This is a genomic window from Corynebacterium bouchesdurhonense, from assembly GCF_900078305.2.
Classification (GTDB): Bacteria; Actinomycetota; Actinomycetes; order Mycobacteriales; family Mycobacteriaceae; genus Corynebacterium; species Corynebacterium bouchesdurhonense.
On record NZ_LT546028.1, the window covers coordinates 43,012 to 65,718 of the forward strand.

At 63.8% G+C, this 22,707-nt stretch carries 18 protein-coding genes and 2 tRNA genes; 6 read left to right on the plus strand and 14 right to left on the minus strand.

Translation table 11 applies throughout. The annotated features are described in order from the left end of the window. Positions 1-1,096 precede the first annotated feature (1,096 nt). From BN4252_RS04970 to BN4252_RS04990, 5 genes are all read right to left on the minus strand, one after another. Positions 1,097-2,325 (minus strand): IS3 family transposase gene (locus tag BN4252_RS04970; protein ID WP_230208579.1). Its coding sequence is split into 2 segments (ribosomal slippage): positions 1,097-2,049 and positions 2,049-2,325, totalling 1,230 coding nucleotides; the frame shifts between segments, so codons are not numbered across the junction. Between the two features lie 523 nt (positions 2,326-2,848). Then, positions 2,849-3,643: an IS21-like element helper ATPase IstB gene (gene istB / locus BN4252_RS04975; protein ID WP_066526885.1), complete on the minus strand. Its 795-nt coding sequence runs from the start codon at positions 3,641-3,643 to the stop codon at positions 2,849-2,851. Next, complete coding sequence (locus BN4252_RS04980) at positions 3,640-4,167, minus strand: Mu transposase domain-containing protein (protein WP_066526887.1); 528 nt, start codon at positions 4,165-4,167, stop codon at positions 3,640-3,642. The genes istB and BN4252_RS04980 overlap by 4 nt, the downstream gene beginning before the upstream one ends. Then, positions 4,168-4,866 (minus strand): helix-turn-helix domain-containing protein, encoded by a 699-nt coding sequence (locus tag BN4252_RS04985; protein WP_143341168.1) that lies wholly within the window; start codon positions 4,864-4,866, stop codon positions 4,168-4,170. It abuts the gene before it with no gap. Between the two features lie 1,386 nt (positions 4,867-6,252). Then, positions 6,253-6,326 (minus strand) — tRNA-Leu (locus BN4252_RS04990). A gap of 153 nt (positions 6,327-6,479) precedes the next feature. Here BN4252_RS04990 and BN4252_RS04995 point away from each other — a divergent pair. After that, positions 6,480-7,817, plus strand: a complete 1,338-nt coding sequence (locus tag BN4252_RS04995) for an MFS transporter (RefSeq protein ID WP_066526890.1) — start codon at positions 6,480-6,482, stop codon at positions 7,815-7,817. A gap of 92 nt (positions 7,818-7,909) precedes the next feature. Here BN4252_RS04995 and BN4252_RS05000 read toward each other — a convergent pair whose 3' ends face one another. From BN4252_RS05000 to BN4252_RS05010, 3 genes are all read right to left on the minus strand, one after another. Continuing rightward, positions 7,910-9,115 (minus strand): amidohydrolase, encoded by a 1,206-nt coding sequence (locus BN4252_RS05000; protein WP_066526892.1) that lies wholly within the window; start codon positions 9,113-9,115, stop codon positions 7,910-7,912. A 346-nt stretch (positions 9,116-9,461) separates the two neighbouring features. Beyond that, positions 9,462-9,538 (minus strand) — tRNA-Leu (locus tag BN4252_RS05005). A 48-nt stretch (positions 9,539-9,586) separates the two neighbouring features. After that, the gene (locus tag BN4252_RS05010) at positions 9,587-9,946 is read right to left on the minus strand and encodes a hypothetical protein (protein WP_066526897.1); all 360 of its coding nucleotides are present in this window, start codon (positions 9,944-9,946) and stop codon (positions 9,587-9,589) included. 205 nt (positions 9,947-10,151) lie between these two features. Between BN4252_RS05010 and BN4252_RS05015 the strand changes: the two genes are divergently transcribed. From BN4252_RS05015 to BN4252_RS05035, 5 genes are all read left to right on the plus strand, one after another. Beyond that, a complete protein-coding gene (locus tag BN4252_RS05015) occupies positions 10,152-12,245 on the plus strand; it encodes a purple acid phosphatase family protein (protein WP_066526900.1) in 2,094 nt (697 codons plus the stop codon). Positions 12,246-12,299: 54 nt separating this feature from the next. Beyond that, positions 12,300-12,653, plus strand: coding sequence for a hypothetical protein (locus tag BN4252_RS05020; RefSeq protein ID WP_143341169.1), 354 nt, complete (start codon positions 12,300-12,302; stop codon positions 12,651-12,653). 127 nt (positions 12,654-12,780) lie between these two features. Further along, positions 12,781-13,689: an ABC transporter substrate-binding protein gene (locus tag BN4252_RS05025; RefSeq protein WP_066526905.1), complete on the plus strand. Its 909-nt coding sequence runs from the start codon at positions 12,781-12,783 to the stop codon at positions 13,687-13,689. Between the two features lie 102 nt (positions 13,690-13,791). Beyond that, positions 13,792-14,736 carry an amino acid ABC transporter permease gene (locus BN4252_RS05030; RefSeq protein WP_066526911.1) on the plus strand — a complete coding sequence of 315 codons (945 nt, stop codon included), beginning with the start codon at positions 13,792-13,794 and terminating at the stop codon, positions 14,734-14,736. Between the two features lie 24 nt (positions 14,737-14,760). Beyond that, positions 14,761-15,495, plus strand: a complete 735-nt coding sequence (locus tag BN4252_RS05035) for an amino acid ABC transporter ATP-binding protein (protein WP_066529127.1) — start codon at positions 14,761-14,763, stop codon at positions 15,493-15,495. On the opposite strand, the gene BN4252_RS05040 is transcribed toward BN4252_RS05035, so the two are convergent. From BN4252_RS05040 to BN4252_RS05065, 6 genes are all read right to left on the minus strand, one after another. Continuing rightward, entirely contained in the window at positions 15,492-17,024 is a 1,533-nt protein-coding gene (locus tag BN4252_RS05040; protein ID WP_066526916.1) for an HNH endonuclease signature motif containing protein, read from the minus strand. The genes BN4252_RS05035 and BN4252_RS05040 overlap by 4 nt on opposite strands. 92 nt (positions 17,025-17,116) lie before the next feature. Beyond that, positions 17,117-17,878: a sulfite exporter TauE/SafE family protein gene (locus tag BN4252_RS05045; protein ID WP_262360148.1), complete on the minus strand. Its 762-nt coding sequence runs from the start codon at positions 17,876-17,878 to the stop codon at positions 17,117-17,119. Further along, positions 17,875-18,351 (minus strand): pantetheine-phosphate adenylyltransferase, encoded by a 477-nt coding sequence (coaD, locus tag BN4252_RS05050; protein ID WP_066526922.1) that lies wholly within the window; start codon positions 18,349-18,351, stop codon positions 17,875-17,877. The genes BN4252_RS05045 and coaD overlap by 4 nt, the downstream gene beginning before the upstream one ends. Further along, positions 18,352-18,948: an RsmD family RNA methyltransferase gene (locus tag BN4252_RS05055; protein WP_066529136.1), complete on the minus strand. Its 597-nt coding sequence runs from the start codon at positions 18,946-18,948 to the stop codon at positions 18,352-18,354. Between the two features lie 24 nt (positions 18,949-18,972). Next, positions 18,973-21,075: an ATP-dependent DNA helicase RecG gene (locus BN4252_RS05060; RefSeq protein ID WP_066526924.1), complete on the minus strand. Its 2,103-nt coding sequence runs from the start codon at positions 21,073-21,075 to the stop codon at positions 18,973-18,975. 4 nt (positions 21,076-21,079) lie between these two features. Continuing rightward, positions 21,080-22,678: a DAK2 domain-containing protein gene (locus BN4252_RS05065; RefSeq protein WP_066526931.1), complete on the minus strand. Its 1,599-nt coding sequence runs from the start codon at positions 22,676-22,678 to the stop codon at positions 21,080-21,082. Positions 22,679-22,707: the final 29 nt, after the last annotated feature.

Below are 22,707 nucleotides of genomic sequence, written 5' to 3' on the forward strand. Positions count from 1 at the left end.
AACCAAAGGTACGCAGTAGTGGGACGGCTGCTTTGTGCCCCGCATTCCATGCCGCGTCGCTCGTCTTGGTCGCTTGAGTTCGAATTCCAGAACCATCGTTGCGCGAGTTCGTTCCATTTACCGTCCTTCTCCACAGTATTAGGGAATTCACGCCGAGAAAAAGGAGGGCCACGGCAGAAATCGCAAGGGCGGCACCCATTTGTAAAACCCCCTTAAATTCGAAACGATGGACCGTTTGCCTAATACTCACCATCACGTGAGGTGTGTTCGAAAGTTTGAACTGCGGATTCGTTGAGCTGTTTACATTTCAACAGCGCCTGACCGAATCGACGAGAGCTTGCACGCGCTGCAAAACGACTAGCGGTTCTTCTTATTCCAGCGATACCTGCGGAGATAAAAGATCGGCAAAATCAACAGGTAGTAAACGCCTAACGTAAACGCCACCGGCATGATCAAGTGATCCAAGCTCAAGTTGCTCCAGAATGAACCGCCCGCATTTGGGGACCGCGTGTTGGAATCTGTATCGACAGGAAAAACAACGTACATGGCGATCACTGCGAGAGGCACAATAACGAGGCTTTGCCACCATGGCGGAACCCACGGTGCCCCATTCTCCTCTCGTGCGGCGAGCGCCCCTCCGAAACCCATTTCAAACCGAGAACCCATGTAGCAAGTTCCTAACCAATGCGAATTTGTTCACTAACCGCCCACGAGCCGGACTGGAGAGCGGGTTGCCCGCCCACACTACCGGCCCCAGGGCTTCGATGCCGTATTCGAGGGACGTGGTCGCGCCGTTGTCCTGCTAGCTCGCGAAAATCTGCGCCTTATCAACGGTGTTCCATTTTCCGAGTCATTGATGACAGAAATGTTGCGCGGGTTTATCTAGTAACACCGTGGTGGGTTTCGAGTAACGCGATGGTGAGTATCCAGTAACGCCTTGGGGGACGATGCAGGTGACCGCGCGACTACAGGGCGCGCGGCATTGCCAGAGGAGTCCAGTTGTGACTGACTACCGGGCGGTGATGGACCTTGTGCTCAAAGGTTGGTCCGTCCGCCAAATCCGTACCACTGTGAAGCGTCCTGGTTTTCGTTCCGCTTATTGAACGCCCAACGGCGGGGCGTGTGATTGTCGATAGTAGGCGTCTTCCATCTCTTGTGGGGTGATGTATCCCAATGACTCGTGCAGGCGGTGGTTGTTCCACCAGTACACCCAGCGAAGGGTCGCGATTTCGACTTCCCCAACCGACGTCCACGGCCGGTGGGGATAGATCAGCTCGGTCTTGTAGAGACCGTTGACCGTTTCCGCCAACGCGTTGTCGTAGGAATCGCCGACGGTGCCAACGGACGGATCGATCCCAGCTTGAGCGAGTGCCTCACCGTAGCGGATGGACACGTACTGCGAGCCGCGATCGCTGTGGTGTACTAGTCCTTCAGCGCGAAGATCACCTGCGTGATACAGAGCGTGCTCAAAAGCCTCAAGAGGCAGCTCATCGGTGCGCATGCTCGCCCTGGTGGCAACCCCGACAATCTTGCGGGAGTACACATCGGTGATGAACGCGGTGTACGCAAACCCCGACAGGGTACGCACGTAGGTGATGTCAGCGACCCACAGCCGGTACGGCGCTGACGCGGTGAAGTCACGATTGACCAGATCAGGACGACGATCCGGGACATCAGCCCGAAGCGTTGTGATCGGAGTGCGGCCCCTTCTGCGGCCTTGGATGCCGGCGAGTTTCATCAACTGTGCCGTCTGATCACGACCGATGTCCCAGCCAGCGCGCTGCATGGCCTTCCACATCTTGCGTACCCCGTACACGCTGAAGTTGTCCTCGAAGACTCTCACCAATTCGGGGATAAGCAGCGCGTCTGACAAGCTCCTGGCCGACGGGGCTCGTGTTTTCGCTGCTCGGTAGCCGCGAGAGGTGATAAACCCACATTCTGTCTGCCATAACGTGCGACAGATGGCCTCGACCCCGAAGCGATCGCGATACGTGTCGATGTATTCGATCATCTTCTGGTGGGACGGTCGAGTTCCGCTGCGAAAAAAGCTGACGCGGTCTTTAAGATCTCGTTCGCCCTGCGCAACTCTTTGTTCTCCTGCCGCAGACGCTTCAGTTCGTCGTCAACCGACTCGCCAGTGCTCCGCTGAACATCGGGGGACGCTTTGACAGGTTTCAACCAGTTGTTGAGCGTGTGCGCCGAGACGCCGAGCTTCTCGCCGATCTCCTCCGCCGCCGCCCACTTCGAACACCCCTCAAGCTCAACGAGCTCCTCGGCTAACCTCACCGCCTTGTCCTTGAACTCGTCACTGAACTTCCTAGGCATGATCCAATCCTCCTCTAGAAACGATCGGAACTAAACCCAGGACGCCTCAGACGAGGACAGCACCGGTAATGACCCGACACCGCGCGGCAGTCGCGATGACCTCGAACGCAAGAGGAGTGAGAGGTCAATTGCCGGTACGTTCCCGAACGCCCCGCCAGTCGCCGCGTAAAGCGAGTAGGCCACACGCCACCAGAAAACCATTCTGGAGGGCGGTGGCCTAGAAGCCGTGTTTGGAGGCGTGAAAACGCCCCGTTCTGGGCGAAATCAATCCCAAAACGGGGCGTTTTTCACTGTCGGACCACGAGCTCGTCCGAAATTCAATGGAAGCAAGAGTCAGCCGACGTAGTCGCGGGGGCTCGGAGGGAGTTTTCCGAACACTTTCAGAAAGTTCTCCGAAACCCCCAACAACACAGCGTGCCCCAGGTGAGACTCGAACTCGCAGTGGACGTGTGTGAGAATGTGAGCGCTCTTCGAAATGTAGCCCACTGGCGCTCTTTGAAAAGTAGCCCAGTGTGGTCTTGGGTTATTGTGCCTGATGTGGTTGCGGGGCGGGGGTTGTTGCGGGGATTTCCCTGCCTTTGATGCGGTGGCTGGTGCCGCGGTGTTGGAAGATTTTGGCGTGGTGGACAATACGGTCAACCATCGCGGTGGCGACAGTGACGTCGCCGAAGCATTGCGCCCATTGGGAAAATGCCAGGTTGGACGTGACAATGATGGAGCCGTGTTCGTACCGGCGGGACACGAGTTGGAAGAACAGGTTCGCGGCGTCGGCCTCAACTGGGATGTAGCCGAGTTCGTCGATGATGAGCAGGTGGTAGCCGCTTAAGCGTTTCAAGGTTGGTTCCAACCTGCCCATCGCGTGTGCTTCGGTCAGCGTGTTGACCCACCCGGCGGCGGTGTCGAACAAGACCCGGTAGCCTTGCTGGGCTGCGGTGACGCCGAGTGCTGTGGCGAGGTGTGTTTTACCGGTGCCGGGCGGGCCGAGGAGGACGACGTTTTCGGCGGTGGCGACCCACGCGCCCGTTTCAAGACGGGCGATCTCTGCCCGGTCGATTGCGGGTTGGGCGGTGAAGTCGAAGTCGGCGATGGTTTTTATCGAGGGGAAGCCGGCGCGTTTGACGCGTTGGGTGGCGCCGGATTCTGCTCTGGCGGTGGCTTCGACAGACAGCACTGCGGCGAGGTATTCCTCGTGTGTCCAGGATTCGGCGCGGGCTTGTTCCGCGATGGTTGCGTGGATGCTGGCGATGCGGGGTGCTTTGAGCTGCCTGGCGTAGCGGTTAATTGTTGCGGTGGTGTCGTGTGCTGGGGTGCGGGTCATGCCGTGGTCCTTTTCGCAGGGCTTGAGGTGATGCGGTCATAGACGGTGAGGTCGGCGGCGGCGATGTCGAAGCTGGGTTTCGGTGCAGGCGTGGTTGCGCGCTGCTGGCGCATTGCTTTGGCCGCGGCCTGGTGGGCGGGGTCGGTGATTGTGCGGCCTTTCGCCCAGATTCTTTGGTGGGAGGCGATTGTTTCCCCGCCCGGGCCGGTCACGATGACCTGGTGCAAGGTGGTGTGCACCGTGACGAGTCGGTCGACGTAGGCGGGGTCGACGCTGTAGTGGTTGGTGTCGACGGTGACGTAGTAGTTACGCGGCAGCCGCACTGCGGGGCGGGTGCCGAAGGTCGGTGTGTATGGCGGTAGCGGCCGCATCCCGGCCCGATCTGTGGCGAAGGCTTCAGCTGGTGAAGTCTTCAACACCGCGTGTGTTCTCACGTTGGCAACGGTGGTGAACCAGTCGTCGAGCTGGGCTTGCACATCCTTCGGACTGCTGAAGCCCCGTGCCGGGAAGGACGCGGTTTTCATCTACCCGCTGTTGCTCTCCACGATGCCTTTGGGTGCCGGGTCCCTGGTCGGGCTTTGCACGATCTTGCAGCCCAACGCGCCGGCGAACGCGATCACCGGTTCGCACAGTCTGGCTCTGCCGATGCCGGATTCGCGGTCCCACACCAGTCGGGTGGGAACCCCTGTGAAGGTGTGCTCGAGGAGATCCCACATCCCGGCCAGAAGGTCGTCGGTGGTGCGCGACGGCAAGATCCGCGCCCCGGCGAAACGGGAATGGGAAGCAACCATCACCAACACCGGCAGCTTGCGAAACGCTCCGGTGTCATCGGGCAGCCCGCCCGGAGCGAACGTCAGGTCGCACTGGATCTCATGTCCCGGCAGGTGGTCCAGCGTGTCGACCGGATCTGGTGGAAGGTATTCCGGGCGTATTTTGGCTACGTTTTTGCGGAACCATGATTCTGACCCTTCCCAACCGACGCGCTGAGCGATGACTTTCGCGTTCAACCGGGGCGACTCGGCCAACAGGGCGCGCACCGCCGGCTCATAAGCGTCGAAACTCGTTGACCTGGCCGGGCGTGGAGAGTACTTCGGGGGAGAGTCAGACGTCAGAGCGCGTTCAACGGTTTTCTTCGCGCAGCCGACTTCCTCAGCGATCTTCCTGATTGATAGTCCCTGCCCACGCAGGAACCGAATTTGAGCCCATTGATCCAAAGAAATCACCCATCCAATCTTTTTCGGATGGGCTACATTTCGAGGAGCGTTTTGGGCTACTTTTCAACGAGCGCTGACAGAGAAATCGGCCGATTTTTGACTCACCGCGTCATGCGCAGTGGCCAGCGCAGACGACTAACAATCGAACGCCTGCGCGCATGGCCAACACCCGTAATGAGGGTCATAGAAGTGGGCCGGCATGCAACGAGGCCGCCCTTAAAGGGTGGATACGAAGGTGCCGGAAATTGATATTGGTCTGAGAGAGTGTTGCGTCGAAACTAGTGTCCATTAAGTACCTTGTTACATCCTCTCAACACCGGAAAGGCTCTGTATCATGCGAAAACCTACTCGCAAACTTGCAAAAACGGCACGCGTCGCGGCTTCGGCGATAATGGCCACTGGTTTCATGTTCTCAATGACGCTTGGCACCGCCCATGCGGCCGACTCACAGGTATCGGAGCAGACAGTCCTGCTCGACGTACAACCGAATGCTTTGGACCGGCTCACAATGGACATCTCAGCATCTAACGGGACCTTTGAAATCGACGGGTCGCAACCGCGGCTTATCGATGCCAACGGACAAGTAAGTCGCGTGTTCAAGACTGGAAAAGTAACACTCCCCGATGGCCAAGAAGCTGAGGTAACCTACACCGTGGCCTCAGACACGAAATTGGAGGCGCACGTTCGCCCAACCCGTGGATTGGATAGGGATTGTTTCGGGGATGCCCTAATCCTTGGGGGTACGGTCGCAGGTAGCCTGATCGCAGCACCGGAAACTTTGGGTGCGTCCCTCGCGGCGGGTGCGGTTGTTGCAGGGTCAGAGTGGAATGCCCTTAACTCATGCTTCGGAAAGTAGGGTGAAAGATGAACGTAAAGGCGCTGCGTAAATCCGCGCTAGTTCTAATTATGGCCTTGATCCTCGGCGTTTTGGTGTACGAAGTATTCACTGGGTCACTGACTGTTAGTACGACCGTCGTTGCAGTGGGTGCTTTGGCATTTATGGCCTGGGGGTATTGGAAGGTTTCCCACGAGCGGCCGAGCACGGTCACAAACGGCTAGTAAGAAGCTAAGGCGGGTGCTTTGGGCATCAGATTTTTTCCAAAGCACCAGCAAACGGCGCACGTCCCCATACCGGTTTCTAGGAACACTTCGGTAGCCCCTGAGCGAAAATCACAGGCCGCAAGCCGCCAGAAACGAGTTCTGGAGGTCGGCGCCCTAGAAGTCGTGTTCGAGTGACGAAAACCGCCCGGAAATCGGTCTTAATTTGCCGACTTCCGGGCGGTTGACGTTTAGAGAAGCTCTTTTTACCAGCGGGTTTCGTCTCTGTTTGCCGAAAACAAACGTAGAGGGGCCTCCGGAAAAAGTTTTCCGAAACCCCCTGCCAGGAAAAAGTTATGCCCCAGGTGAGACTCGAACTCACACTGGACGGGTTTTGAATCCGTTGCCTCTGCCAATTGGGCTACTGGGGCGAGTCCATGAAAACACATTAACCATCGTCGACAGCGAAAACTGCAGGCCCGCCCAATGTGTCTGTCATTGCGACGGGCCAGCCAGAGTACGCGCGAAACCCACGGCCCCTTGTTCATCGAGCTGTACGCTCAAGGTGAGAGAAGGGAGACCCTATGTCTACTGCTATCGGAGCTGATGGCGCATCGAATCCCGGGGCGGGCGGTTTTTCTGGTGAAGACATCGCCGCCAGCGAGAAGCTGTCCGGAATCTATCTGCGGGTGGCCGTCGGTGCGCTGCTAGTCAATATCGCGATGGCCGTGTCGTTCACGGCGATGAGCTTTTTCACCCCGGTGATCTTGTCGCAATTCCCGGAGTTCACGAGCTCGTCGTTCCTCGTCTACTACACGCTGCTCGGTGTGTCATCGGCTTTGGCGATGCCAGTGGCAGGTCAGCTGGTGGACAAGCTGAAGGCACAGGGACTGCTCATTATCGGCGGAATCATTGCTGCGGTGGGGCTAATCATCTTTGGGCTGTCAACGTCGCTGTGGATGTTCTACCTCGCCGGCATCGTGATCGGTGTCGGTGTGGGCCTTTCTGCACAGTATGTGCCCATCGTTGTGGTCAACCGATGGTTCTTCCGGAATAAGGGCACCATCATGGGTGTCGTCTTGGCTGGCTCCGGGGTGGGAGGCATGATCCTCGGAATCGGCATGCCATATCTCTTGGATTCAGTCGGCTGGCGCGCCGCCTCATTCTTCCTCGCGGCATTCATGGCGGCGTTCACGTTACTTCCGGCGATCTTCCTGGTGCGCAACTCCCCACTGGATTATCAAATCCCCGGCTACGGCGAGACGGCTGTCAACGCTGATGAAGCCGCCGACGTCTCCGGAGTCGAGCCGGGCTTGACCCAAAAAGAAGCGTTCTCGGTGCCCTGGTTCTACGTGCTCATCGCGTCCTACTTTCTCTTCGGCATGACGTACGCGATGACGCAGCACTTGGTGGCGTACCTGTCTGGCACTCCGTGGGGCATCTTTGTCTCCTCCAGCAAAATCTCCGCGGTGGTCATCACCGCGACTCTGAGTTTGATCGTGTTCAAACCGCTGATCGGCTGGTTGATCGACAAGATGGGGCTTCTACCGGCGATGTGGCTGACCTTGGGAGTGGCCGGTGTTGCGGTGTTCATCTCCACCTGGGTCACCTACTTCATTCCGTACCTTGTCCTCATCGTCATTATGTCCCTGGGCACTTCGAACGGTACGGTGTCTCCCCCACTCGTCGCGCAGGCGACGTTCGGGCAGCGTGACTTCTCTAAGATCTGGGGTGTGCTCGGCATGGCCTACCCCATCGGCTTGGCGGTAGGAACACCGTTGTGGGGAGCGTTCCCAGACAAATTCGGTTCTTATGGTGCCGGCTTCGTCCTCGTCCCGTTCGTGACGGTCATCTTCATGATCGGATTCACGCTCTCGGTCAAGAAAACCCGCAAGCTGTGGGCGAAGAATCAGAAGAAGTAGCTCGCAGACTTCAGCGCTAGCATCGTGCCGACACACGAAATCGGCCCCGAGGGGAAGCCTCGGGGCCGATAGTCGATAAGCGGGGGCGCGCCTTAATCCTTGGCCATGACCGTGGCTGCGGCGAGGAGCACAGACATGGAGCCGCGGTCGAGAGTCGGCTGGAGCTGCGGGAGGAAACCCTTGTTGTGGTTGGGCGGACCGTCGTGGCCCTCCTCGAATCCGGACCAGGCAATGAAGACATAGGGGGCATCCCAGGCGTTCGGGATGACCGGGAAATCCTCGGAGCCGGATAAGCCGGTGCCCCATCCGACCAGTTCTTCGCCGAAGTAATCGGTGAAAGTGTTCTTGAGGCGCTCGGTCAGTTCCCTGTCGTTGTAGATCACGGGGACGGAATCGAGGTATTCGAACTCAGGCGGTTCCGGACAGTTACCGGCCTCGCACTCGGCGGTGATGACGCGTTTCATGATGTCCTGGATCTGTTCGGAGATCTCGTCGGTTGAGGCACGCGTGTTGATTCCGAGCTCGACGAGATCGCAGATCGAGTTGGACGAGGTTCCGCCGTGGATAGATCCCACCGAGATCACGCCAATCTCGAGCGGGTCGATCTCGCGGGCTACCGCAGCTTGCAGTCGGGTGACAATCGTCCCCGCGGTTGGAATCGGGTCGATTGCGCGGTGCGGAAGGGAGCCGTGGCCGGATTTTCCGTGGATGCGGACCTTCCAGTTCGACGCGGCGGTAGTCATTCGTCCCGGCGTGAATGCGAAGCCGAGCGGCGGGTCTTCGGCTAGAACGTGCTGTCCGAACACGTAATCCGGCTTAGGCAACCGTTGAACAAGGCCGTCCTCCACCATTCGGCGGGCCCCACCCCCAGCTTCCTCGCCGGGTTGGAAAAGGGCGATGAAGGTACCCGACCAAGCGTCTTTGTTGCGGACGAGCGCATTCACGGCACCGAGATGCGCGGCGGTGTGCATGTCGTGGCCGCACGCATGCATGACACCTTTCTCGGCCGGCACGGCGTAATCGGCTCCAGTGTCTTCGGCGATCGGCAGCGCGTCGTGGTCGGACCGGAACAAGACGGTCGGGCCGTCGCCGTTCTCGATGACAGCGACTCTGCCGGTCCCCGCGAATGTCTGCACCTCGAGCCCCATGCGTTTGAGCTCTTCTTCGATGCGGGCGGCTGTCTCATGCTCCTCCATGGACAACTCCGGGTTCCGGTGGAACCACTTATACAGCTCTTCCCGCTCGGCACGAGTTTCCTCCAGCGTGGCTGATAATTTCTCGATGTTCTCGTTGACCATGAATTTCCCTCCGTTCTGCAAGTGGTGGCAGCACCACGTTCACGTTTAAGTCTAGGTCGATTCTGCGGAATGCAGGCGGGAAATACTGTTCGGTGAATTTGCGGGGCTTCAGGTGGGAGACCTTGACTTTGAACGGCACCATATCAGTATTAAGCGTCAGGCCGTCACGGTTGGCAATGAAGTGCATATCAAGGAAGCTCCCAAGACTGAGGGTGCAAGGCGTGTAGTTGCCTTCTCTTCGAAGCTGGACGACGAACTCAAAGAACTGTGCAAGGGGAAGAAGAAAACAGACTTCCTCTTCACCAAACAGGGAACAAAGGAGCCGTTAAAGCGACCGCAGGGGACTTGGTGCCCCAGGTGAGACTCGAACTCACACTGGACGGGTTTTGAATCCGTTGCCTCTGCCAATTGGGCTACTGGGGCGACGCCGAAACTATAACCCAGGGGCCCGCTCCGGCGTGAATCGCAGGCCTACTTGCCGGTCTTGGTCAGGACCATCATCTGCTTGTGGTCGTCGTCGGGCTGCAGGGTGAGCGTCTCACCGTTGAATTCGCCCTTGAACTTGAGGTCGGTTTTTGTGTTGACGTCGGCAAGCTTAATCTTTGTGCCCCCATCCTTCGCCTCGCAGCGCGCGTCACCGGTGTTGCCCTGGTTGTCGGTGAAGCTCCAGTGGCACTTGCGGCCAAGCTCGAGGGTGGCGGTGCCCTCCTTCTCGCCGGTGTCGATGTTGGTCACGTCGCCCGTGTAGGTGCCGTCGTGCGAGTTGCCGCACGCGGTCAGGGTGGCTGCGGCGGCGATGGTGGCGGCGCTCAGTGCGATTTTCTTCATCATTGGGGGCTCCTTCAACGTTGTACTTTCTCGAGGGTACTCGGGGCATTGCTTCTCGACGCCACCCACCCGCCGCTCCCGCGAAGTTCACCAACTGTTTGGGCTCGCAACATCGTCCGTTCACGGTGGGAAATTAAATGGGTTTTGCCAGCTTCTTTTTTGATACTTCTAAAGAAAGGCCAGCCCCGTGTCCAGAAACTCCCGCGTAATGGCAGAGACCATCCTCGTCGCCTCCGCGCTCACGACCGCTCTCGTCCCGCCCATCGCGCTTGCCGCAGAGACCCCTAATTTCACATACCTGAACGCCGGTGAGCACCCGAACGCGCCCCAGCCTGGCTTCCGCATTACCCCGTACCTTCAGAAACCGGCGTCGGACCAGATGACTCTAAACTTTTTCGGCGAGCTGGGAACCGACGCCACCGTGGTACTGCGGGAGTCGGGCGAGGAGATTGAACGCGCAACCGTCAAGGGCGAGCTCCAGGAGAACCTCCGCTACACCGAGGGTGAGCGCAACCAGAAGATTACGGGGCTCGCGCAGGGGTCCTGGCTGTACTCGAACAACAACTACAAGTACTCCGTCACCTTCACGGATCTGAAGCCGGGAACCACGTATGAGTACACCGCCACGCTCGACGGCCGCACGAAGAGGAACACGTTCACGACCGCCCCTTCGCGCGATGCGTGGGGGAACATCCGGATCATCGCGATGTCGGATACGGAGACCGAGCCCGCAGGCAGGCCGAAGGTGAGCGGTGCCCGCGAATGGGAGCGTAACCGAACGTTGGCGGAGGGTTCGCTTGAGCGCCCAGGCGAGAACTCCGCATGGTTCGAGAAGTTCGGGTCGAACAGCCGCCTGGGCAAGCAGGAACCCCGCTACCCGCTCACCCAGGACGAGGCGATGCAGTTCAACGTGCGGGAAATTCAGGAGCAGAAGCCCGATCTTCTGATGCTCCCGGGCGACCTCGGCCAGGGCGGCGGCTACCAGCCCGGTTGGGACGAGTACTTCAGCTACTTTGCCGGCAAGCACAGCGACCTCGCCGGGTCCGTCCCCATGCTCACCGCGTTGGGCAACTGGGAGACGTTCGGCGCGCTGAACGGCGGGTACGCCGACAAAGAGGGCGTGGCGTGGGGCGCAGCCAAGGGGCGCAACGCTTACATGACCTACTTCGACACGTTTGGTTCCGACAACCCAGACCACCAGGACTCCTACTACCGCGTCGACCACGGTCCGATCACCATCATCACCCTCGACTCCACGAACGGTCTACCGGATGAGAACGCCGGGGACGAGAAGAAGAAGGCCATCCCGGGCAAGGACACCGAGTTTCGCGCGGAAAAGGGCGACTGGGGTACTGACACCAACACCTCCTACTCCAGCGACAGCATGCACAAGGCCGGTGGGACGAGCCAGCCCGATTTCAGCGAGGGTTCCGAGCAGTGGGCGTGGGCGCAGGCGCAGCTAGCCGACGCCCGTTCCAAGGGCCAGTACATCCTCGTACAGTTCCACCACACCCCCTACTCCTCTGGCGTGCACGGCACCGCCACCGCCTCCGCCACTCCGGATGAGCAGCCTGGCACCCCGATGCGCGTGTACACCCCGATGTTTGAGAAGTACGGTGTCGCGGCGGTGATTAGCGGCCACGATGAGATGTTCGAGCGCTCGTTCATCGACGACGATGCCGACGGGATCGGCTTCCACAACTTTGACGTTGGCATCGCTGCTGACGGTCTCCGCGGCGACTACCTGACCAAGAAGGGCGACGGCACCTACGAACCCGTCGACTTCAACACGTACCGCGAATGGATGGCCCAGGCAGATGAGCCGGAGATGTGGGTCGACGACGAGAACGGTGTGCGCCAACTGAAGGACGGTGGCAAGCACTACGGGCACCTGCAGATGGATCTGGAACCGCTGAAGTGCTCGAACAACATCGCAGCCAAGTTGACCACCTCCCCCGTCTACCTCTTCCCCGTCCTCGACTCCAACTACGACTTGGTCCGGGTCGAGCGCCGCGTGTACCACGACGTGCAGGAGATCCTGCTGACAAAGGACGGCACCCCGGCGAAGCGCGACGCCGCCTGCGAGCCGATCACCGAGCAGCCTGACGGAAGCTCGAACGGGTCGACTACAAGCTCAGCCCTGGGCGGATCGTCCATCGCCGCGCGCGCAGCGATCGTACTGGGCATCCTGGCCGCACTCCTCGGCGGGCTCGGGTTCGCCGCACTGAACGCCGGCGCACTTCCCCTTCCCCCGGCTATCAAGGCCGCCCTCGAGGAAGGCCGCGCGGCGCTGCCCTTCTAGCCCGCGCACAACGCCGGCTTCAGGTTGCACCGCCGATTGGCTACACTGCCCGGCATGCGTAAGACCCTCACTTCCGGCCTATTGGTTTCGACGCTGGTTTTGGGTGCCGTAGAGGCACCGGTGGCCCAGGCGGCCCCGGCCGCAGCGAGCGACACCCGCGACGAGCGCACCGCGGAGTGGACGGACAACCTCGCCGTGCCGGACACCGCGAACCCGCGGGATCTGACCAAGCAGGAGCTGGCAGGCTTCCGCACGATGACGGAGGGCCTGCTCTCGGGCGACGCCGAAAAGGCAGCCAGCGGGTTCGGCCAGGCTGCATCGGTGATCTTGGCAGTGTTCGTGGGCGTGGTTGTCGTCGGCCAGCTGGTCGAGCTGGTGATGCGCGCCATCCGGAACGCGGGCCGGTAACGCCGCGCTTCCCTCCCCGCCCGGCGCTTCGTGCGCTGGGCGGGGTTTTGTGTTGGGGGGAGCGTCGACAAGCAATGCGCGGTGTATTATGCACAGAACCGTATTTTTTAAACGATTCGGAATCACTATGCACCTCAACTCTCCGCACCGCGCACTCCGCGCCGCCGCCTGCCTCGCCGCGGCCGCGACCCTGAGCGCGTGCGTGACCAACACCGAGGGCGGCAACCCGGACGGGTGGGAGCCGATCGTTCCCGGCACCGTCGCCGAGATCGCCGCCATGGTGCCGGCCGACGTGGCCGCGGACGGCACCTTCACCATCGGTACCAACCCCCCGTTCGCCCCCTTCGAGTTCAAGGACTCCAAGGGCGAGCTGATCGGCCTCGAGCTGGACCTCGCCCGAGCCCTGGCCGGCGTGATGGGGCTGGAGTACCGCCCACAGGAAATGGATTTCGCGCTGATCCTGCCGGGCGTGCAATCCGGCAGCATCGACGCCGGAATGTCCGGGTTCACCGACACCGAGGAGCGCCGGCAGAGCTTCGACTTTGTCAACTTCCTCACCGCCGGCATTCAGTGGGCCACCCAGCCCGGCACCGACGTGGATCCGGCGCACCCCTGCGGGCTCACCGCGGCCGTGCAGCGCACCACCGTTTCCGAGACCGACGACGTGCGGCCCAAGAGCGAGGAGTGCGTGGCCAACGGCGAGGACCCGGTGACCGTCCTGGCCTTCGACACCTCCGACAACGCCGCGCTGGCGGCGCTCGTGGGGCGCGCCGACGCGCTGAGTGCCGACTCCCCCGTGACGGCCTGGGCGGTGCAGCGCTCCGGCGGAAAGCTCGAGCTGGTGGGCGACATGTTCGACGCCGCGCCCTACGGCATCGCGGTGCAGAAGGGCTCCGGGCTGGCGCCGGCGCTGGCGGCCGCGATGCAGCACCTCATCGACACCGGCGTGTACGACCGCATCCTCGAGCAGTGGGGCGTGGACAGTGGGCACCTCACCCAGGCGCAGATCAACGAGCAACCCTACGGCGCACGCTAGGGCCACACTAGGGCCGCGCTAGGGCCGCGCTAGGGCCGAACTAGGGCCGCGCTAGGGACAGGCCTCGAGCTACAACTAAGACCAGGAGAAACCGGAAGAGACATGAGCACCCAAATCGCACATTCGGGCGGCAAGCCCGCACGCATCGAAGCCAAACCGCTTCGCCACCCGGGCAGGTGGATCCTCGCCGCCCTCCTGATAGCCCTGGTGGCGTGGTTTATCGTCGGCGCCGCGCGCAACGAGGCGTACGGGTGGGACACCTACTTTGATTACCTTCTGGACACCCGCATCGCTACCGCCGCGCTGCACACCATCGCGATCACGGTACTGGCCATGCTCATCGGCGTGGCAGGCGGCGTGCTGCTCGCGGTGATGCGCATGAGCCCGAACCCCGTGTTCAAGGCGGTGGCGTGGGTCTTCCTCTGGATCTTCCGCGGCACGCCGGTGTACGTGCAGCTGATGTTCTGGGGCCTCCTCGGCGCGATCTACGACTCGATCAACCTCGGATTCGCCCAGATCCCCCTGGATCCCTTCACCTCGTCCGCGTTCATGCTCGCGGTGGTTGGCCTCGGGTTGAACGAGGCCGCATACATGGCGGAGATCGTGCGCTCGGGCGTGTCCTCGGTGCCGGAGGGCCAGATCGAGGCGTCCAAGGCGCTCGGCATGGGCTGGGGGCAGACGATGCGCCGCACCGTGCTGCCCCAGGCGATGCGCATCATCATCCCGCCGACCGGCAACGAGTTCATCTCGCTGTTGAAGACCTCCTCACTGGTGGTCGCGGTGCCGTACTCCCTGGAGCTGTACGGCCGCTCCATGGATATCGCGGCGGCACTGTTTCAGCCGGTGCCGCTGCTTTTGGTGGCCGCCACGTGGTACCTGGTCATCACCTCGATCCTGATGGTTGCCCAGCACTACCTCGAGCGCCACTTCGATCGCGGCGCCACCCGCCAGCTCACCACGCGCCAGCTCGCCAGCCTCGCGGACGCGGAGGGCACCATCCCCCGCAACGTGCAAATCGTCGACACCCCCGGCTCGAAAGGACTGTAAACAGTGACCGTGAAACACACCCCGATGGTCCAGGCCGTGGACGTCTGGAAGTCTTTCGGCAGCCTCGACGTGCTCAAGGGCATCAGCCTCGAGGTTATGCCCGGCACGGTGACGTGCATCATCGGCCCCTCCGGCTCCGGTAAGTCCACGTTCCTGCGCTGCGTCAACCACCTGGAGAAGGTCTCCGCCGGCCGGCTCTACGTGGACGGCGAGCTGATCGGCTACCGCGAGCGCGACGGCGTCCTCTACGAGATGAGCGAGAAGGACGCCTCCAGGCAGCGCCGGGACATCGGCATGGTCTTCCAAAACTTCAATCTTTTCGGCCACCGCACGGTGCTGGAGAACATCATCGAGGCGCCCGTTCACGTCAAGGGCGAGGATCCGGCACGCGCCAAGGCCCGGGCCATGGAACTTCTGGCGATGGTGGGCCTCGAGTCGAAGGCGGACGCGTACCCCATCCAGCTCTCGGGCGGCCAGCAGCAGCGGGTGGCGATGGATCCGAAGCTTATGCTTTTCGACGAACCCACCTCCGCCCTCGATCCCGAGCTCGTGGGCGAGGTCCTGCGGGTGATGCGCAACCTCGCCGACGAGGGCATGAGCATGCTCGTGGTCACCCACGAGATGGCCTTCGCCAGGGAGGTTGCGGACCACATCGTGTTCATGGCGGATGGGCAGATCGTGGAGCAGGGCACGCCGGAGCAGGTCCTGGATAACCCCACGCAAGGGCGCACTAAGGCGTTTTTGTCCACGCTGTTCTAGCCCGCGAAGGCGTCGTCGGGCGGCGGGGGCGGGAACGCGAGGGATGGATCGGGCTGGTGCGGGTCGTCGCACTGGCACCGCCCGAAGGTTTTGCGCAGCCTGTTCACGGCCGAGCGCGAGGCCGGCACGGAATGGTTGTACACGGCCGTGGCCGCGCCGGGCCTCCGCAGCCCGGCCCGCCCGGTACCCGGGTCATAATCCATGTAGCCCTTGTTAAAGGAGCCATCTCTGCGGTCATTGTTGCACTTGTGGTGCTCCCGGCAGAGGCCAGTGAGGTTATCCAGGTCCGTGTTGCCTCCCCGGATCCACGCCAGGATGTGGTGGGCCTCGCATTCCGTCATGGGGGCCGTGCACCCGGCCCAGGAGCACACGCCTTGGACCGCGAACATGGCGATTCGCTGCTCGATGGAGGCGCAGCGCTCGGTGCGGCCGAGGGCGATCGGCACCCCGGTGACGCCGTCGACCTGCAGGACGAAGTCGGTGGTGCCGTGCATGCCGAGGCGGACCAAGTCGAAGCAGTCCACCTCGATGCCGGAGTTGGTGTCCCACAGCATCGCGGCGTCCCCATCGGCGAGGTCATCCAGCGTCATCGCCACGACCACCGAGGCAGCCCCGTTGTTGGCGGCCTGCTGCGCCTCCTCGTACTGGTTCACCATGGCCATGAGCTGGTCGAAGCGCCGCTGGCCTCGGGTGCGCGGGTCCTGCTCCCCCTGACGATCCTTGGGCAGGTTGGAATTCGGAGCGAGGCCCTTGTCCAGCAGCGCGGAGATGAGCGCGCCCTGGCCGGCCGGGGCACAGACATGGATGTCCACGGTTCCGTCGGCCTTGCGCTTTCCCACCGTGGCGCTGCGCTTCTCCATGGATGCGTTGGGGTTGTCCTTGGCGTGCTTCCGGTTCGCTGCGTCCACCTGCTGGCGCACGTAGATGCGGAGATCTTGGGCGTTCCGGCCGAGCGCCTCGGACATGGCCAGCCCGTAGATGCGGGCCCGCTCGCCGCGCGCAGCCTTGAGCAGCTTGTCCAGCTCGCGGCGGATGATGTCCTGCTTCTCGGCGCTGACCTCCGCAGCCCGCTTGCGGTTTTCCTCCTGCTCCTTACGCCGCTGCTCAGCCGGGTGGTCGGCGCCCGCACCCGCACCCGCACTGCCACCGGCATCGCCCGCGCCGCCGAAAAGGTCCTCCGGCGCAGGAGAATTGTCCCGCGCGTCCGGTTCGGGGGCGGGCTCCGGCGGCGCGAAGAGGTCGCGGCCGCGGGCGAGGCGGTTCCATGCCTCTCCGCGCGAGAGGCCGAGGCGCTGCTCGAGGTAGGTGGTGGCGTAATTGGCGCCCACCTGACGGCCTGCATCGTCGCGCTCGCAGATGTGGGCGAACGCAGCGTCAACGAGCGCCTTGGAGTTGTAAAACGCCTCGAGCCGCTCCATATCTGCATGGACGCCCGCGAACGTCAGGGCGGAGGGGTCCTGGAACACGTCGCGCAACTGCAGCATCGCGTTGCCGATCGTGTCAACGAGGCGCGTAATGTCGCTGGTCATGGGCCCTCCTTCCGCTTGCGTTGGCGTTATGCGAGAAGGGTAACAACCGCGTCCGACACAGGTTCGAACACCTAGCACACGTGTTCGATACGCTACAACACTGCGCCCGCAATGCCGCGGACCAACACGGTGACGCCGCCGAACACAGCCAGCGCAAGTGCCAGCGCGTACCCCTTTGCCGGGGATACCTTTGGGGCTACCTGCCTGCCCACGATAATGCCGGCGCACATCCCCCCTACTCCCGCGATCCACACCCCGGCCGGCACGGCAGCGAAGTCCGCAGCGCCAGTCGCCTCCTTCACAAGAAACGACAAAGCACCACTGACCAAAAAAATAGGTTGCAGCGTGGCGGCGTACATTTCCTTCGGCCAGCGAGCCGCGTGCGCGTAGACCGTGATCGCGGGCCCGGCAACCCCGGCGAGGGTATTCATAAATCCCCCCACAGCGCCCGCGGTAATCGCCGGCGCTGTTCCCTCGATATTGGGGACGTGGCGTTTGCCCAGTGTCACCACGCTGAGCGCAGCGAGAAGTAGGACACCGACGGTGATCGACAACGCGTCCGCGGACACCGCGCGGATGAGGAATGCACCTGGCACCACGCCGAGAACCAAGGAGGCCCCGATCGGCGCGAAACGGCGCCAGTCCACGGCACGGCGCATGGCATAGGTGTTCGCAGCGGCGTTCACCGTTGCCAGCACGTTGACCACCAACACACCGGCGACCGGGCCCAGCATGACGGACAAGGCGGGAGCCGCGATAAGACCCAAGCCCATACCGGCGATGCGTTGCAGGCTGGCCCCAGCGAAGGTTGCCAGCGCGATGCCGACCAGCGTGGCCCATACGGGAATGGTCACCGGAGCTTGTCCTTCATGGCCTGGCGCACCGCCTCGGGCACGAGGCCGGTGATGTCGCCGCCGTACTTGGCCACCTCCTTGGTCAGGGAGGAGGAGATGTAGCCGTACTTCTCGTCGGTGAGCAGGAAGTAGGTGTCCACCCCGGTCAGGCGGCGGTTCATCTGGGCCATCGGCAGCTCGTACTCGTAGTCGAGCGAGGAGCGCAGGCCCTTGACCAGGGCGGTGACCTGGTGGGCTGTGGTGTAGTCCACCAGCAACCCTCCCCAGCTGTCCACTGTCACGCGGGGGTTGTCGCGGGTGACCTCGCGGATGAGCTCCACGCGCTCGGCAACCGAGAACAAGCCGGTGGTCTTCGTGGGGTTGCCGGTCACCAGCACCACCACCTCATCAAAGTGGCGGGAGGCCCGGGTGACAATGTCGAGGTGGCCGTTGGTGATGGGGTCGAAGGACCCGGGGCAAACTGCGACGGTCATCTATTCCTCCGCTTCCGATGCGGCCGGGTCCGTGTGCGCCGAGTACACGGCCATGTCCATGCGCGCGATGCCGTAGAGGCGCTTCTTCAACTTTTGGCCGGTCGGGGTGAACGAGTCCGGCCAGTCGGTCTCGGGGCTGTCGCGGTGGCGCTCGACGACGACAACGGCGCCGTCGACAAGCAAAGGCTCCAAAGCACGCACCATCTCCGCCACAGCCTCGTCCGCGAGCTCGTACGGCGGGTCCGCGAGCACCATGCTGAAGTGTCGGTGCGGAGCGCGAGCAACGTACGCAGACGCCTTGACCGGCTCGATGCGCACGCGAGGATGGCCCACCACGGAGGCGTTGTGCTCGATGATCCTCACGGCCTCCGGGTTGTTCTCCACCAGGACAACCTCCTCGGCGCCGCGGGAGGCGGCCTCCAGGCCGAGGGCACCCGAGCCCGCGAAGAGGTCGAGCACGCGCTGGCCGGCGAAGCCGAAACGCACCTGGAGGGAGGAGAAGAGGCCCTCGCGGGCGCGGTCCGACGTCGGGCGCGTGCCCTGCGGCGGGACCTTGATCTTGCGGCCCCTCGCCTCGCCCGAAATGATGCGGGTCATCGACATGGTGTGTTGTCCACCTCTCTAGCTCTTATCCAGGTATTCAAAGTCCTCGGGGACGAAGTCCGCCGTCGCCGCCCGGGCGAAGGCGAGGTTGTCCGCCACGATGCCCGCGGCGTCATCGTACGCGCGCTTAACTATGTCGAAGTCATCGACGAGGTTCACCAGCCGCAAGGTGCGCACGATGCCGGACTGCTCGGTGCCCAGGACATCGCCCTCGCGGCGGTTGAGCAGGTCCAACTCCGCTAAGGCAAAGCCGTCGGTGGTCTGCGCCACCTGCCCCACGCGCTCGAACGCCGCGCTGCCCGGCTCAGCCAGGGTGTGGAAGAGGCAGAGCGACTGGTTGCCGCCGCGGCCCACGCGCCCGCGCAGCTGGTGCAGCTGGGAGATGCCGAAGTGCTCGGCCTCGCGGATCATCATCACCGTGGCGTTGGGCACGTCCACGCCCACCTCGATCACGGTAGTGGACACCAGTACGTCGATCTGCCCGGCGGCGAACGCCGACATCACCGCGTCCTTCTCCTCCCCCTTGAGGCGGCCGTGCAGCACGCCCACCTCGAGCCCGCGAAGCTCCCCGCCGTCGAGCGCCGCCGCCACCTCGAGCACGCCGCCCTCGCCATCGATGCGTGGGCACACGACGTACGCCTGGTGCCCGGCGGCGACCTCCTCGCGGATCTTTTCCCACGCGCGCGCCACCCACTTGGGCTTGAACTCCGGCACCACGGAGGACTGGATCGGCTTTCGGCCGCCTGGCAGCTCCCGCAGCGTGGACACGGCAAGATCCCCGAACACGGTGATGGCGATAGTGCGCGGAATGGGCGTGGCTGTCATCACCAGCAGGTGCGGCGTGGTCTCGCCGGCCTTGGCCCGCAGCTGGTCGCGCTGCTCCACGCCGAAGCGGTGCTGCTCGTCCACCACCACCATTCCGAGGCGGAAAAACTCCACACCCTCCTGGATCAGCGCGTGCGTGCCCACCACGATGTCCGCCTCGCCGCTGACGGTTTTCAGGAGCGCATCTTGCTTCGCCGCGTTCCCCATCGATCCCGTCAACGCCACCACCCGCGCCGGCACCCCGGCGCGCAGCAGGGTGTCCGTCAGCGACCTGGCGTGCTGCAGCGCCAGCACCTCGGTAGGCGCCAGCAGCGCGCATTGAGCGCCGTTGTCCACGGCTTGCAGCATGGCCAATAGCGCCACGATGGTCTTGCCCGAGCCGACCTCGCCCTGCAGCAGCCGGCTCATGGGCTGGGGTGTGGCGATGTCCTCGCTGATCTCGCGCAACACCTCGCTCTGGCCGTACGTGAGGGGGAACGGGAGGTGCTCGAGCAGGGTGTCCTGGTTGCGTCCCTGCTTTCGCGGCAGCTCGGGCGCGGTGTGGTGGGCCTGGTCGGCCCGGCGCACCCCCATGGCTAGGGCGACGGAGAGCGCCTCGTCGTACTTCAGGCGCTTGAGCGCGGCCGACGGGCCGTCCGGGCCAGGCTCGTGGATCTGCCGCACGGCGGAATTCAGCGGCAGGTAGCCGATGGGCGTGAACCCGAGCGGCTCCTCGATGGGCGGCAGGGATTTCAGCACGGCGTGGACCGCCCCCATGATGGTCCAGGTGCTCACGCCCTTGGTGGCGGGGTACAGCGGCAGCCACTCGCGCCCGGAGAGGATCTCCTCCAGGTCCCCGAAGTGGCCCAACTGGCGCAGGGATCCGGTGGCCTCGGTGGGGCCGTCGAGAAGCACAAAGTCCGGGTGCTGGAGCTGGGGCGATCCCTTGTAAAAGGAGAGCTTGCCCGTGAACATCGCGCGGCGGCCCGGGGTGAGCACGCGCATGGCGTACTTGGAGCCGAAGAAGGTGGCGCCGAAGGTGCGGCGCCCGTCGTCGATGCTCACCTTGAAGATGGGCCGCTCCGGGGTCTTGCGGTTGTCCAGCTTGGCGGCGGAGGTGACGGTGCCAACCACGTTGACGGTGTCGCCCTCGCGCAGGCCCTCCAGGTCCGCGCCGGAGCCGAAGTGGAGGTAGCGGCGCGGGTAGTAGCGCAGCAGCTCGCCGCAAGTGCGCAACTCCAGGTGCTTGGCCATGGCGCGGGCCTGCTTCGCCGGTATGACCAGGTTCAGGGGCCTGGTGTCGTCGAACCCGAGCATGCCGCTACTCCACCCCGATCTCCGCGATCGCGCCCAGCCCGTCGGCCGCGTAGGCCAGCGTCTCCACACCCAGGCGCTGCCCGATCTCCTCCAGCGCCTCCGCCTCCACCTCGTCCGGGTCGAAGAGGATGAGGATCTGCTCGCCGCCCCGCTCCAAGAACTGGTGGCAGGTGCGCTCGATGGCGCCCGCGGCATCATCCGCCACCAGCACCAACTGGCCGTGGGTGGTTACCACCACGTCGCCCTTGGCCACCGCCCCGCCGAGCAGCAGGCCCGCTCGCGGGGCCCGGTGCGCCACGGCCGTGCGCATCTCGCCCGCGGCCTCGGACATGGCGAAGGCCGCGGTGGCCAGCGGCTGATCTGGGTCGTGGATGGTCAGCGCCGCGATGCCGGACACCAGGCGCACTGTAGGCAGGATGGTCACCGCCTGCTCGAACGCGCGCGCGGCCTTCTCCACCGCCCCGAGCTCGCGCTGGCTCAGCAGGCCGTTGGGCAGCAGCAGCACCTCGTGCGCGCCGGATCGTCGCACCGTGGAGAGGATGTCGGAGACCGCGTCCGGCCCCGGGTGCACCGTGAGCGCGCCCGCCTGCCGGTACAGCTCCGCCAGGGAGCCGGGCGGGGTGAGCGCGAGGATCAGCCGCTCCGGCGCGCGGGTGGCCGGCTGCGGGGGCAGCACCTCGAGGCGCAGCTCACTCACCCGCCCCACTCGGAAGGCCAGCTCGATCACCTCGCCCGCGCGCCGCGTGTGGATGTGCACCTTGCCCGCGCCCTTGCCAAGGCGCGCGATGACCAGGCTGTCACCCAGGCCCCGCAGCTCGCCCTCCAGCGCGTCCAGGTCGCCCTCGAACATGAACATCACCTCGAGGTAGCCCGGCGCGCCGTGCCCCTCGCTCGAGGGGGCAACGCTTGTCGACGCCCCCCAGCCCCCCGCATTCTCACCGGAAAGCACGCCCACCAGCGCCTCGAGGAGGACCACCAGCCCGGTGCCCCCGGCGTCCACCACGTCCGCCTCGCGCAGCGCCTCGAGCTGGGATGGCGTGTGGGCCAGCGCCACCCGTGCGGCTTCCGCGGCGGCCTCGGCCACGGCGAGCATGTCCGGCTGCTGGGCGCTGGCCCCGTCTTCGTCGCCCTGTCCGTCCTGCCCACCCTGCGGCGCGGCGGCGTCGGTCGCGGCCGCGCTCGCCGCCCGCAGCACGGTGATCACGGTGCCCTCCACCGGGTCCGCGATGGCGCGGTCCACGAACTTTACGGCGGCGCGCAGGGCGTCGGCGATGACGGTCGCGCCGGGTGTGTCCTCGGTGACGGACTGGGCCACCCCGCGCATCACCTGCGAGAGGACCACTCCAGAGTTGCCGCGCGCGCCCTTCACGGCACCCACGGCCAAGGCCTCGGCGATCTGCTGCGCGCCGGCGCCCGCAGGCAGGCGGTCCGCCTCCGCCACCGCGGCGGCCATGGTGTGGGCCATGTTGGAGCCCGTGTCCGCGTCCGGCACGGGGAAGACGTTGAGCTTGTTTATCTCCACCCGCCGCGCGTCAAGCTCCGTGCTGGCCGCGCGGGCCCACGCCACAAGCAGGGCGCCGTCGAACGCGGGAGGAGTAGCCATGACGGCCTAGTTTACAACGTTTACAACGG